13 protein-coding genes are annotated in these 12,013 nt (G+C 73.5%); 11 read left to right on the top strand and 2 right to left on the bottom strand.

Translation table 11 applies throughout. The features are described 5' to 3' along the window. The coding region (locus PKE44_RS05240; protein ID WP_324548742.1) for a CoA ester lyase at window positions 1-872 on the bottom strand (872 nt) is incomplete at its 3' end. A gap of 41 nt (window positions 873-913) precedes the next feature. Beyond that, window positions 914-1,786 (bottom strand): DMT family transporter, encoded by an 873-nt coding sequence (locus PKE44_RS05235; RefSeq protein ID WP_324548740.1) that lies wholly within the window; start codon window positions 1,784-1,786, stop codon window positions 914-916. 527 nt (window positions 1,787-2,313) lie between these two features. Between PKE44_RS05235 and PKE44_RS05230 the strand changes: the two genes are divergently transcribed. From PKE44_RS05230 to PKE44_RS05180, 11 genes are all read left to right on the top strand, one after another. Continuing rightward, window positions 2,314-3,078 carry a 2-oxoacid:acceptor oxidoreductase family protein gene (locus PKE44_RS05230; RefSeq protein WP_324548738.1) on the top strand — a complete coding sequence of 255 codons (765 nt, stop codon included), beginning with the start codon at window positions 2,314-2,316 and terminating at the stop codon, window positions 3,076-3,078. Between the two features lie 17 nt (window positions 3,079-3,095). Continuing rightward, complete coding sequence (locus tag PKE44_RS05225) at window positions 3,096-4,004, top strand: acyltransferase domain-containing protein (RefSeq protein WP_324548736.1); 909 nt, start codon at window positions 3,096-3,098, stop codon at window positions 4,002-4,004. After that, complete coding sequence (locus PKE44_RS05220) at window positions 4,001-5,917, top strand: thiamine pyrophosphate-dependent enzyme (RefSeq protein WP_324548735.1); 1,917 nt, start codon at window positions 4,001-4,003, stop codon at window positions 5,915-5,917. Before PKE44_RS05225 ends, PKE44_RS05220 begins: the two co-directional genes overlap by 4 nt. Before the next feature lie 42 nt (window positions 5,918-5,959). Then, a complete protein-coding gene (locus PKE44_RS05215) occupies window positions 5,960-6,229 on the top strand; it encodes a phosphopantetheine-binding protein (protein WP_324548733.1) in 270 nt (89 codons plus the stop codon). A gap of 44 nt (window positions 6,230-6,273) precedes the next feature. Further along, a complete protein-coding gene (locus PKE44_RS05210) occupies window positions 6,274-7,485 on the top strand; it encodes a beta-ketoacyl-[acyl-carrier-protein] synthase family protein (protein WP_324548731.1) in 1,212 nt (403 codons plus the stop codon). Then, entirely contained in the window at window positions 7,482-8,255 is a 774-nt protein-coding gene (gene fabG, locus PKE44_RS05205; RefSeq protein ID WP_324548729.1) for a 3-oxoacyl-[acyl-carrier-protein] reductase, read from the top strand. Before PKE44_RS05210 ends, fabG begins: the two co-directional genes overlap by 4 nt. Beyond that, window positions 8,248-9,045, top strand: a complete 798-nt coding sequence (locus tag PKE44_RS05200) for an MBL fold metallo-hydrolase (RefSeq protein WP_324548727.1) — start codon at window positions 8,248-8,250, stop codon at window positions 9,043-9,045. Before fabG ends, PKE44_RS05200 begins: the two co-directional genes overlap by 8 nt. After that, entirely contained in the window at window positions 9,042-10,304 is a 1,263-nt protein-coding gene (locus PKE44_RS05195; RefSeq protein WP_324548725.1) for a beta-ketoacyl synthase N-terminal-like domain-containing protein, read from the top strand. Before PKE44_RS05200 ends, PKE44_RS05195 begins: the two co-directional genes overlap by 4 nt. After that, a complete protein-coding gene (locus tag PKE44_RS05190; protein WP_324548723.1) occupies window positions 10,301-10,762 on the top strand; it encodes a hypothetical protein in 462 nt (153 codons plus the stop codon). The genes PKE44_RS05195 and PKE44_RS05190 overlap by 4 nt, the downstream gene beginning before the upstream one ends. Before the next feature lie 6 nt (window positions 10,763-10,768). Continuing rightward, a complete protein-coding gene (locus PKE44_RS05185) occupies window positions 10,769-11,155 on the top strand; it encodes a hypothetical protein (protein WP_324548720.1) in 387 nt (128 codons plus the stop codon). Next, on the top strand, window positions 11,152-12,013 hold an 862-nt coding region (locus PKE44_RS05180), incomplete at its 3' end, for an NAD(P)-binding protein (RefSeq protein ID WP_324548718.1). The genes PKE44_RS05185 and PKE44_RS05180, both read left to right, overlap by 4 nt.

The following is a 12,013-nucleotide window of genomic DNA, read 5'->3' as shown; positions in this document are numbered from 1 at the left end:
GCCAGCGCATCACGCGCCGCAATCGCCTCGGCGAGCGCGACGATGCGCGTCGCCTCGATCACGTGCAGGTGCTCGACCAGCTTGCCGTTGACGCGGCAGACGCCCTTGCCCTCGGCAGCGGCCTGGGTCCAGCCGTGGATGATGGCGCGGGCTTCGCCGATCTCGGCCGCGGACGGCGCGAAGGCGCGGTTGGCGGCGGCGATCTGCCTGGGGTGGATCAGCGTCTTGCCGTCGAAGCCCATGTCGCGGCCCTGCTCGCAGACCGCGGCGAGGCCGGCCTCGTCGTCGAGGTCGAGGTGCACGCCGTCGAGCGCGTCGAGGCCGCTGGCGCGGGCGGCGAGCACGCAGAGACCGAGCGAGGTCACGAAGGCGATGCGCCCGGGGCTGTGGCGGGCGCGCAAGTCCTTGGCGAGGTCCGAGGTGCCGAGGACGATGCACCGCAGCCGCGGCGAGCAGGCGGCGATCGCGGCGATGTTGAGGATGCCGAGCGGCGTCTCGGCCATGATCCAGACGCCGGTCCCGGACGGGGCACCGGCGGCATCGAGCGCGGTGACGGCCTCGATCACCTGCGCCGGCGAATCGATCTTCGGGAACAGGAAGGCGTCGGCGCCGAGCTTTGCGAGGGCGCGCACGTCATCGTGGCCCCAGGGCGTGGACAGCGCGTTGACGCGCACGACGACCTCGCGGTGCCCGTAGCCACCCTCGGTCAGGGCGGCGGCGATCTGCTCGCGGCCGAGTCCCTTGGCCTCGGGGGCGACCGAATCCTCCAGATCGAGGATCAGGGCGTCGACATCGAGGCTGCGCGCCTTGTCGAGGGCGCGGGCATTGGAACCGGGCATGTAGAGCACGGATCGTCGGGGGCGCATCGTCATGCGTGACTCCTTTATATGGATGTGAGCCGGCGTGCTGCCCGTCATGGGCGATGCGGGGCACGCGCGAGCAGCACGACGGCGGCGAGGATCAGCCCGCCGCCGGCGAGCCGGGCGGGGCTGACGGTTTCCCCGAGCAGCCACGCGGCGCTGGCGACCGTGACCACGGGCTCGAAGGTCGAGGCCATCGCCGCAGTGGTCGAGCCGACGCGCGACAGCCCTTCGAGAAACGCGGTCATCGCGAACACGGTCGAGACCAGCGCGATGCCGGTCACGGCCAGCCAGCCGCCGCCAGTCTGCGGCAGAGTCACGCCCTCGGCCAGCGCCAGCAGTGCGCTGGTGACGGCGCTGGCCGCGATCACGACCGCGCCGCCGCAGAGCGGATCGACGCCGCGCGCGACGCGGTCACCGATCAGGATGTAGGCGGCGTAGCCGGCTGCGGCCACCAGCGCCAGCGCGATGCCGCCGGCGCTGCCGTGCAGCTCGCCGCCGATGGTCAGCGCGAGCCCCGCCATCGCGAGCAGCGCCGCGCCGCACTTCGCCACCGTCAGGCGCTCGCCGAAGCAGGCGACGTTGATCGCCATGACCAGCACCGGAAACGTGTACAGCACCAGCGCCACCAGCGCGGCACTCGCCTGCGTCAGCGCCACGAAGTAGCACTGCGCGATCAGCGTGTAGAAGCCCCCGCCCATCGCGATCAGCCCGATGAGCGCGCGGCCGCGCGGCCACGGCCGGGCGCGCGCCTGCACGATCGCGACCAGCAGCAGCGCCGCCAGCGTGAAGCGCAGCGCCAGCAGCGTCGGCGGATTCACGCCGGCGGCGTAGGCGCTGCGCGCGAACACCGCCATCAGTCCGAAGCCGGCAGCAGCGGCAAGCACGAGCAGAAGGCCGCTGCGGCGGCGGTGATCGGCAGACATGGACGGGCAGGACCGGCTGCGGGCGCCGGGCGCCCGGGGCCGCGGATTCTGCCGGCTGCAGACGCAGCGTGCATCTGCAGAGATCACGGCGCCTGTCCGTCTCATCGGATATCTGCATGGCCTGCATGACCGGCGCGGCGTCGCGGAAGCCGGAACCGGCCCCGGGACCGCCGGCGGCGCATCGATGCAGCGCCCGTCGCCCCACGTGGGGCGGACTTTCGGCAGTCATGCAACCCGACGCGCAGATGACGAAGTTTGAATGAAAACCGGACTCACAGCCGGGCAATCGCACAGCAAGAAACGCAAGCGCTTGAATCCATTGATTTGAGTACAGCATCCGCCGTACGGGGAAAAAGCTAAAAATTTGCGGTGGTAAGCACTGCTTGCGTCTCCAAAATACGATGCCCGTCGTAATGACGGATAACCAGCAGGTCCGTAGATTTCCGTTCCATCAAGTTGTTCCGGAATGCCTTTTCCGGAATTACCGGAAATTTATCTTCTCACTCCTCCAGACGCAGGTTGATCGCATGCACGCACCCGCCGCCCGCACCGAAGCCCTGCACGCCGGCCGTCAGCGTCCCCACGCCGACCTGCCCGCCGGACCGGTCCTGCACCAGCCGTCCGCGCATGGCCCGCGCAGCTCCCTGTCCGTATGCGTTGCCGGCCTCGGCGGCCTCGGCGCGACGACGCTGAACGCGCGGCTCGCGGAACTGCTGCGCACGAGCCACGGCGAGGTCTGCGCGATCGACCAGCTCGGCGTCGCCCGCCGCCGCGCCTCGGTGACCAACCTGCTGCGCGCCGGGCGCGGCGTGCGCTGCGCCGGCTGGTGCGGTTCGCCGTACGACGTGCTGATCGCGCTGGAGGAATCCGAGAGCCTGCGCCAGCTCGATCGCATCGGCCCGCAGACGCTGGTGCTGCTCGCCGACTGCCGCGTCGAGACCATCGCCGGTTACAGCGGCGCGCCGCTGCCGAGCCACGCCGTGGTGCGCAGCACCCTCGACCAGCACGCCGGCTACGTGCTGCAGCTGCCGGTGACGCGCGAACTCGGCCGCCACCAGCTCAACGGCGCGCACGGCACGGCGCTGTTCTTCGGAGCCTTCGCGGCGCTGCTCGGGCTCACGGTCGCCGAAGCCGAACACCATGTCTCGACCGGCCACGCCCGCGGTGCCGCGACGCTGCTCGCCAACACCGGCCACGCGGCCGCCGTGCGCGCCGGCCTGCTCGGCTGGCTGAACGGCGGTCACCGCCAGCACGCGGCGACGGCCGTCGTCACGCCGGCCGTTGCGGCCTGAGCCCCGGAGCGCCCGCGATGTCCGTCGTGCTGATGTTTCCCGGCCTCGGTTCCGAATATCCGGAACTGCTCGCGCGCCAGTGCGCCGAGGACCCGCAGGCCGCCGAACGCCTCGCCGACTGGCGCGAGCGCCTCGGCGTGCCGCTGACCGACACGCCGCCGGCCGACCCGCGCGCACGCGAGCTGGCCCGGCAGATGGCGATCCACGCCGTGAACCTGCTCGCCTGGGAGCGCCACGGCGCGGCGTATCCGCAGGCCGCGGTCTGCGGCCACAGCCTCGGCTTCTACGCCGCGGCGGTCGCCGCCGGTGCGCTCGATGCCGACGCCTCGTTCGCGTGGATCGGCGCGGTGTTCGAGCGGGCCTGGGCGCGCTTCGAGCACGACCGCGACTGCGTGTACGTGCTGACCGCCCGCGACACGCTCGACGGTCCGGCGCTCGCCGCGGCTTGGGGAGTGGAGCTGCTCGCCGTCAACGGCCCCTGCCAGATCGTCGTCTACGGCGCGCCGGCGGTGCTCGAAGCCCTGTGCGCAGCCCTCGCCGGGCGCCTCGTGCGCCACGGCCCGCTCGGTTCGTGCTGCCCCTTCCACTCGGTGCGCATGGCGCCGGTGTGTGTCGAGGTCGCGCACTGGCTCGCCGCGAGCGGCCTGCAGCCGCGTGCGCCGCAGCGCCCGCTCTGGTCGCACCTCGACGCCACGCGGCTCATGGATGCCGAAGCCGTGCGCGCGACGCTGATCACGCAGCCGCAGCTGCGCGTGCGCTGGGACGCGCTGATCGGGCGGCTCGCCGCCGACGGTCACGACACCTTCGTCGAACTCGGCCCGAACCGCATCCTCGCGCAGGCCGCGCGCTGGATCGTGCCGGGTTCGCTCACCGTGCTTTCCACCGACAGCGCGCGCCGCATCCGGCGCGCCGGGAGTCCCGCATGAGTGCCCTGCTCGACGGCTGCACGGCCATCGCCCGCGGCGCCTGGGAAGGCGGCGCCAGCTTCGCGGCCGGCTATCCGGGTTCGCCGGTGACCGGCGTGCTCGATGCCACGGCCGGCTACCCGGAGATCCGCCGCCAGTGGGCGGCGAACGAGAAGATCGCGCTGGAAACCGCCCTCGGTGCCGCCTGGTCCGGTGCGCGTGCGCTGGTGGTCATGAAGCACGTCGGCCTCAACGTCGCCGCCGACCCGCTCTACAACGCGCCGTACACCGGCGTGCGCGGTGCGCTGGTCATCGTCGTCGGCGACGATCCGGGCGCCTCGTCCTCGCAGAACGAGCAGGACACGCGCCTGGTCGCCAAGGCCGCCGGCGTGCCGGTGCTGGAGCCCTCGTCGGTGGCCGAGGCGCTGGTGTTCACGCGCCTCGCCTTCGAGATCAGCGCCCGCCACGACCTGCCGGTGATCGTGCGCGTGACCACGCCGATCGCCTACGGCTCGACCGGCGCGGTCGCCGGGGCGCGCTGGCCGGTGCCGGCCGCCGCCGGCCATGCGCGGCCGATCCAGAAGTACCTGCTGCTGCCGGCCTTCGTGCCGGCGCGGCACACGGCGCTGATCGAGCGGCTGTCGGCGCTCGGCGCCAGTCCCGCCGCGCGCTGGTTCTGCGAGACCTCGCTGCCGCCGGCGGCTGCGGCCGGCACGCGCCACCCGGTCGGCATCGTCTGCGCCGGCTTCCCGGCCGCGGCGGTGCGGGAACTCTGTGCCGACACCGTGCCGGTGCTGACGCTCGGCCTCGTGCATCCGCTGCCGGAAGCACCGATCCGCGCCTTCGCGCAGCACTGCGAGCGCCTGCTGGTGGTCGAGGAAAGCTCGCACTACCTGGAGGATGCGATCCGCGCGCTCGGCCTGCCGGTCGCCCGCCGCAGTCATTACGACGGCGTCGGCAGCTTCGGCCCGAAGCAGCTGCTCAGCGACGAGGCGCCGGTCGTCAACGCGCTGGTGCAGCCGCTGATCGATGCCGCCGAGCAGCGCCGCCGGCACATCCCGATCCTCGCGCCGCGCACGCCCGGCTTCTGCGCCGGCTGCTCGCACCGCGGCATCTTCTCGCTGCTCGCGAAGCGCGACCTGTACGTGGTCGGCGACATCGGCTGCAACACGCTCGGCGCGATCCAGCCCTACGGCGCGCTGCACGCGAATCTCTGCATGGGCGCGAGCATCAGCGTGCTGCAGGGCTATCTGGCCGCGCTCGGCCCCGACGCCGCGCAGCGCACGATCGCGGTGCTCGGCGACTCGACCTTCTTCCACTCCGGCCTGCCGGCGATCCTGAGCGCGGTGCACAACGGCCTGCCGGGCACGGTGCTGGTGCTCGACAACGCCGGCTCGGCGATGACCGGCCACCAGCAGACCGCCCATGCCCGCGACGCCGAGGGCTGGCGCACGCTGCTCGGCGCGCTCGGCGTGCCGGACGTGCGCGTCGTCGATGCGCTCGATCTCGGCGAACTCGATGCCGCACTCGATGCCGCGCTCGCCACCGATGCGCTGTCGGTGGTCGTGCTCAAGGGCGACTGCGTGCAGAGCCTGCCGCGCAAGGGCCCGACCAACTACCGCTACACGGTGCGCACCGACGCCTGCAGCGGCTGCGGCGACTGCCTGAAGGTCGACTGCCCGGCGATCGTGCAGCTCGCGGCCTCGGCCGCCGGCGGCCCGCGCAAGGTCGCCATCACCCATGAATGCATCGGCTGCGGGCTCTGCTCGCAGACCTGCCCCGAGCACGCGATCGTGCCGCGGACCGTGCAGACGGTCTCCCCGCGGCTCGCCCGCCTGCTGGCGCCGCTGCCCTGGCGGCGCCTGATCCGCGGTCTGCGCGGCGTCGCCCCGGTGCGCCGCCTGCTCGACCGCTTCGAAACCGAAACCTACTGACCCGTCCCCACCACCGCCCAAGTGCAATTGCAGGAGTCCGCCATGAACCTCGACAACATCAAGACCGGCCTGAAGGAAATCTTTGCCGAGCGCCTGAACCTCGACGTGGCCGGCGTCGATGCCGGTGACGACGACAAGCTGTTCTCCGATGACGGCTGGGGCCTCGATTCCGTCGACGTGATCGACATCGTGCTCGGCGTCGAGCAGAAGTTCGGCGTCGCGATCCGGGCCGATGACGACGTGAAGGTGCACTTCAGCACGCTGAACACGCTCGCCGCCTACATCGGCGAGCAGATGAAGGCCGCGGCCTGAGTTCCCGCCGCCCTCTGCCCGCCCCCGCCACGGAGTCCACGCCCATGCAGCGCATCGCGATCACCGGCATCGGCATCGTCTCGCCGATCGGCAATGACACGGAGCTGTTCGAGGCCGCCCTGCGCCTCGGGCGCTCCGGCGTCGGTCCCAACGACTGGCACGACACGGAAGGCTACGGCTCGCACCGGATCGGTCGCGTGCGCGACTTCACGCCGCCGGCCGCCGCCGGACGCTTCGAGCGCCGTCACCTGTCGACCGTCGACCAGTACGCGCTGGCGGCGACCGCCGAGGCGCTCGGGCGTGCCGGGCTCGACGCCGAAGCGCGCCGCAGCCTGCGCATCGGCGTGGTGTTCGGCAGCGGCGGCAGCGTCGAGAACGTCGAGAACTACGTGTTCTCGGCGCTCGCCGAACGGCCGCTGCGGCCCTCGACGCTGCTGCCGCTGTCGCCGGACAACGCCGGCGGCGCGGTCGCCGCGCACTACGGCCTGCGCGGCCCGCGCTCCAGCATCATGACCGCGTGCTCCTCGGGCGCCGCGGCGGTCGGCTACGGCGCCGACCTGCTGCGCGAGGGCCACGCCGACGTGATGCTGGTCGGCGGCATGGAGGCGCTGTCCTACGTGACGCTGTCGGGCTTCAACGCCCTCGGCGCGCTGTCGCCGACCATCAACCGGCCGTTCGACCTCAACCGGGACGGCATCGTCATCGGCGAGGCGGCGGCGGTGCTGGTGCTCGAACCGCTGGAGCGGGCGAAGGCGCGCGGTGCGCACGTGTTCGCCGAGTTCGTCAGCTACGGACTGGCCGCCGACGGCAACCACATCACCGCGCCCTCGCCGGAAGGCGACGGCATGGCGCGGGCGATGCGCACGGCGCTGCGCCTCGGCGGTCTCGCGCCCGAGGCGATCGCCTACATCAACGCCCACGGCACCGGCACGGCGCTCAACGATGCCTCCGAGACCGCCGCGATCCGGCGCACCTTCGGCGCCCACGCCGACCGCCTCTGCCTCAGTTCGATCAAGCCGATGATCGGCCACACGCTCTCGGCCGCCGGTGCCATCGAGGCCGCGGCGACCGTGCTGTCGCTGGCCGGCCAGTTCGCGCCGCCGACGCTGAACTACGAAACCCCCGACCCCGCGTGCGACCTCGACGTCGTCCCGAACGTCGCGCGCAACCTCGACATGGAGTACGCGATGTCCAACTCGCTCGCCTTCGGCGGCAACAACGCCTCGCTGATCTTCCGCCGCGCGGAGGCCGCATGAACACCGCCGCCGCTCCCGTTCCCGCTTCCGCCCCCGCCCCGGTGGCGCTCGTCACCGGCGCCTCGCGCGGCATCGGCCGCGCCATTGCCACGGCGCTCGCCGCCAGCGGCCACCGCGTCGCCGTCAACTACCGCAGCCGCGCCGACGAGGCCGAATCGCTGGTCGCCGGGATCACGGCCGCCGGCGGCGAGGCCGCGGCCTTCGCGGCCGATGTCGCCGATCCGCAGCAGGTCGATGCCATGGTCGCCGCGGTGCGCACGCACTTCGGCGCGCCGGTCGCGGTGCTGGTCAACAACGCCGGCCTGCTGCGCGACGGCTTCCTGGCGATGATGCCGGAGACCGCCTGGGACGCCGTGCTCGACACCAACCTGCGCGGCGCCTTCCTGGTCACGCGCGCCGTCGTGCGCGACATGATGCGGGCGCGCGCCGGCACCATCGTCAACGTCGCCTCGGTCAGCGGCGTCATCGGCACGCCGGGCCAGGCCAACTACGCGGCCTCGAAGGGCGGGCTGATCGCGCTGACGCGCTCGAACGCGCAGGAGCTGGCGCGCTACGGCATCCGCGTCAACGCCGTCGCGCCGGGCTTCATCGAGACCGAGATGCTCACGGAGATGAATCCGCGCCAGCTCGATGCGGCACTGTCGCGCGTGCCGATGGGCCGTGCCGGCAAGCCGGAGGAAGTCGGCGCCGTCGTCGCCTTCCTCGCCTCGCCGGCCGCGAGCTACGTGACCGGCCAGACGCTGGTGATCGACGGGGGGCTCTGTGGCTAAGGCTGCGCATCGCGCCCCGGCCGCCGGCGCCCGCGTGCTCGGGCTGGCGCTCGGCACCCGCCTGACGCTGCGCGCCGGCGCGACGCTGGTCGTCGACGGTGACTCGCGCATCGTCGTCGACCCCGGCCCGTTCCAGAGCCTCGCCGAGCTGGCCGCGGCCCTGCAGCCGCACGGGCTGACGCCGGCCGACATCGACACGGTGTACTTCACGCACCTGCACTTCGATCACTACACGCCGGCGGCCATCCCGCCGGGCGTGCGCCGGGTCTGCATCCCGGCGGCCGAGCGCGCCTTCATCGACGCGCTGACGCCGCTCGCCGCCGACCTCGACGCCTACCGCGCCCGGCTGCTCGAAACCCACGAACGCATCGCGCCGGTGTTCCTGCGCGAGTTCGTGCGCCTCGCCCGCGACGCGCGCTACGACTTCGCGCGGCTGCCGTACGCCGATCGCCTGGTCGAACTCGGTCCGGACGCCCGGCCGAGCGCGCACACGCGCACCGTGGCGCTGCCCGGTCACTGCCCCGGCCAGCTCGGCCTGGAGGTGACGACCGCGCACGGCACGGTGCTGATCGCCGGCGACGCCGTGCTGTCGCTCGCCGACTGGCAGGCGCCGGATGTCTCGCATCACCTGATCGTCCACGAGCGCGCGGCGCTCATCGCCTCGCGCGAGCGCGCCGGCCGGGCCGACTGCGTCGTGCCCGGTCACGGCGACTGGTTCTCGCCGCGCAGCGGCCGCGTGCTCGCGGCCGATTCCGACCTCATCGCATCCACGGGAGTGGCCACCGCATGAACGCCCCGACTGCATTGCCCGCCGGCAACGGCGCGACCCTCAGTGACCCCGACGATCCGGTCGTCATCACCGGCACCGGTCTGGTCAGCGCGCTCGGCTGCGACGCCGCGGCGGCGCTCGCGAGCATCGCCGCCGGCGGCAGCGGCATCGCGACGGTCGAGAGCTTCACGCGGCCGGCGCGTGCGGCGCTGGTGCGCGAGTTCACGCCGACCGATTACGTCGCCAAGGCCAAGCTGCGGCGCATGGACCCGCTGAACGTGTTCGCGATCGGCGCCGCCACGCAGGCGCTGGCCATGGCCGGGCTCGACGAGGCAGGCCGCCTGGGCTGCGGCGCCGTGGTCGGCTCGGGCTTCGCCGGCTACCGCAGCGTCGTCGAGCATCAGAAGAAGCTCGTGCGCGACGGCATCCGCACGCTGAGCCCGATCCACTTCCCGACCACGGTCTACAACGCCACGGCCGGGCTGCTCGCGATCGAGCTGCAGGTGCTCGGCCCGAACTCGACCGTCACCGGCGTCGATGCGAGCGGCGAGCACGCGCTGTATTACGCGGCGACGCTGCTCGCGCGCGGCCAGTGCGAGCAGATCCTCGCGATCGGGGCCGACGAGCTGTCGCCGGCGCTGTTCGACGGCTTCGACGCGCTCGGCCTGCTCGAACGCGACACCACGCGCTCGCCGCTGCCGTTCGGGCGCGAGCGCCACGGTTTCGCGCCCGGCGAAGGCGCGGCGGCGCTGCTGCTGGAGCGCGAGAGCACGGCGCGGGCGCGCGGCGCGACCATCCTCGGCCGGCTGCTCGGCTTCGGCTTCGCCAACGGCGCCTCGACGCCGTTCGCGCACAACCCCGATCCGGCGCTGATCGCGACCGCCGCCACCGAAGCGCTCGGGCGCGCCCGGCTCACGCCCGGCCAGATCGACTGGTGCTCGGCCTCGGCCTGCGGCTCGCCGACGCGCGATGCCGCCGAGGCCGCCGGGCTCGCGTCGCTGTTCGCGGCGCACGGCACGCCGCTGCGCGCACTGAAGGCCTGGACCGGCGAGTACGCGGCCTCCGGCATCCAGCGCCTGCTGCTCGGCCTGCACGCGGCGCGCCTCGGTGCGCTGCCGGCGATGCCGGCCGGTGACTATCTGCCCGAGGTCGCGCCGCTGCTCGCCGCCGACTGCGCTGCGCCGCGCCGCTGCCTGCACCTCGGCACCGGCGTCGGCGGCAACACCGTCGCGATCGTCGTCGAAGCGGCCGCGACCGGCCGCGACCGGGAGGCCGCATGAGCGCCATCGCCGAGTGCCGCGCGCCGCTCGAATTCGGCGCCGCCGACATCCGCGCCCGCCTGCCGCACCGCCCGCCCTTCCTGCTGCCGGGGCGCGTCGTCATCGACGAGCCCGGCCGCCGCGGCCGCGGCGAGGTCCGGCTCGACGCCGATGCGCCGCAGTGGGACGGCCTCTGCACGCGCGATCTGGTGCCGGCGCTGCTGGTCGAGAGCGCCGCGCAGGTCTGCGGCCTCGTGCTCGGCGCCGCGCAGCCGGCCGAAGCCGCCTCCGGCGGCCGGCACCTGCTGCTCGCGATCGACCGCGTCGAGTACGCAACAGCCGAGCCGGGCTGCGCGCCGTACACGGTCGAGATCGTGCTCGCCGGCAGCGTCGGTGCCATGCACCGCTTCGATTTCTCGATCCACCGCGACGGCGGCGTGCTCGCGCACGGCGCGCTGTCGGTGATGCAGCAGGAGTGAACGGCCATGTCTGAACCCGTCCTGTCCGCCCCGGCCTCTGCCGCCCCGCTCCCGGAACCGCTGCCGGACACGCTCGCCGACACGATCCGGATCGATGCCGCGCAGCCGCTGTTCGCCGGCCACTTCCCGGGCGCGCCGATCCTGCCCGGCGTCATGCAGCTCGCGTTCGCGCAGCGCCTGCTCGATCGCCTCGACGGCGGCCCGTGGCGGCTGCGCCGGGTCGGGCGCTGCAAGTTCGCCGCGCCGGTCGTGCCCGGCATGACCGTCAGCGCCCGGCTCGTGCCGCTGCGCCTGCGCGACGAGGGCTGGCTGGAGCTGCGCTACGAACTGCGCGACATCGATGCCGGCGACGCCGTGCTCGTGCGCGCCGAGCTGTCGGCGGCGCGCGCATGAACCGCCGCGGCTTCCTCGCCGGCGCGCTCGCGCTCGGGGCCGGGCTGGCGTTTCGCGTGCGGGCCGACGGCCTGCCCGAAACGCTGCCGGAACCGGCGCTGCCCGAGGCCTGGGACGAGATCGACCACAACGCCGTCGTGCACCGCGTGCGTGACGGCGAGGCCCTGCCGCGGCGCGCACAGCCCGAGGCCGAGCACGCGGTCGTCATCGTCGGCGGCGGCATTTCCGGGCTGACGGCGCTCTCGGAGCTGCCGGCCGGCACCGATGCGCTGCTGCTCGAAAAGGAAGCCGAAACCGGCGGTCATTCGCGCCGCCGCCGCATCCGCGGCGTCTGGTGCCCGCTCGGCGCGCTGGTCAGCCAGGGGCCGATCGCGCCGTTCACGTCGCGCCTGAACGCGCTCGGTGTCGCGTTCCGGCCGCTGCCGGTGCCGGGTCTGGCGTGGCGCATCGGCGGGCAGCTCTGCGAGGAGCCGCTCGGTGCCGGCATCGATGCACTGCCGCTGCCGGCGGCCGAGCGCGCGGCCTTCCGCGCCGCGGCCGACGAACTCGCCGGCTACCGCGATCCGGCGACCGGCATCTTCTTCCCGCGCAGCGACAACCGCCCGGAGATCCGCGCGCTCGACGCCATCACGCTGCACGAACACATCGCCCGCCGCGGCTGGCCGGAATCGCTGAAGAAACTGCTCGACGGCCTGCTCGCCGTGCGCATCGGCGAGGACGGCAGCCAGGTCTCGGCCTGGACGGCGCTGTGGCTGCTGTCGGCGATCGGCGGCGACAACTACAGCTTCCCCGGCGGCCACGGCGCGCTCGGCGAGCGCCTCGCCGCGCAGGCCCTCGACGGCCGCCCGCAGGCGCTGC

The sequence above is a fragment of the Plasticicumulans sp. genome (assembly GCF_035331805.1).
Taxonomy (GTDB): Bacteria; Pseudomonadota; Gammaproteobacteria; order Competibacterales; family Competibacteraceae; genus Plasticicumulans.
The sequence above is the reverse complement of the archived record's forward strand: the minus strand, read 5'-3'. Positions and strand labels throughout refer to the sequence as shown.

Bases quoted from the DNA above. Each gene is read 5' to 3' on its own strand.
- PKE44_RS05235 (WP_324548740.1), bottom strand. From the start codon at position 1,786: ATGTCTGCCGATCACCGCCGCCGCAGCGGCCTTCTGCTCGTGCTTGCC.
- PKE44_RS05210 (WP_324548731.1), top strand. From the start codon at position 6,274: ATGCAGCGCATCGCGATCACCGGCATCGGCATCGTCTCGCCGATCGGC.
- PKE44_RS05195 (WP_324548725.1), top strand. From the start codon at position 9,042: ATGAACGCCCCGACTGCATTGCCCGCCGGCAACGGCGCGACCCTCAGT.
- fabG (WP_324548729.1), top strand. From the start codon at position 7,482: ATGAACACCGCCGCCGCTCCCGTTCCCGCTTCCGCCCCCGCCCCGGTG.
- PKE44_RS05220 (WP_324548735.1), top strand. From the start codon at position 4,001: ATGAGTGCCCTGCTCGACGGCTGCACGGCCATCGCCCGCGGCGCCTGG.
- PKE44_RS05225 (WP_324548736.1), top strand. From the start codon at position 3,096: ATGTCCGTCGTGCTGATGTTTCCCGGCCTCGGTTCCGAATATCCGGAA.
- PKE44_RS05190 (WP_324548723.1), top strand. From the start codon at position 10,301: ATGAGCGCCATCGCCGAGTGCCGCGCGCCGCTCGAATTCGGCGCCGCC.
- PKE44_RS05230 (WP_324548738.1), top strand. From the start codon at position 2,314: ATGCACGCACCCGCCGCCCGCACCGAAGCCCTGCACGCCGGCCGTCAG.
- PKE44_RS05215 (WP_324548733.1), top strand. From the start codon at position 5,960: ATGAACCTCGACAACATCAAGACCGGCCTGAAGGAAATCTTTGCCGAG.
- PKE44_RS05185 (WP_324548720.1), top strand. From the start codon at position 10,769: ATGTCTGAACCCGTCCTGTCCGCCCCGGCCTCTGCCGCCCCGCTCCCG.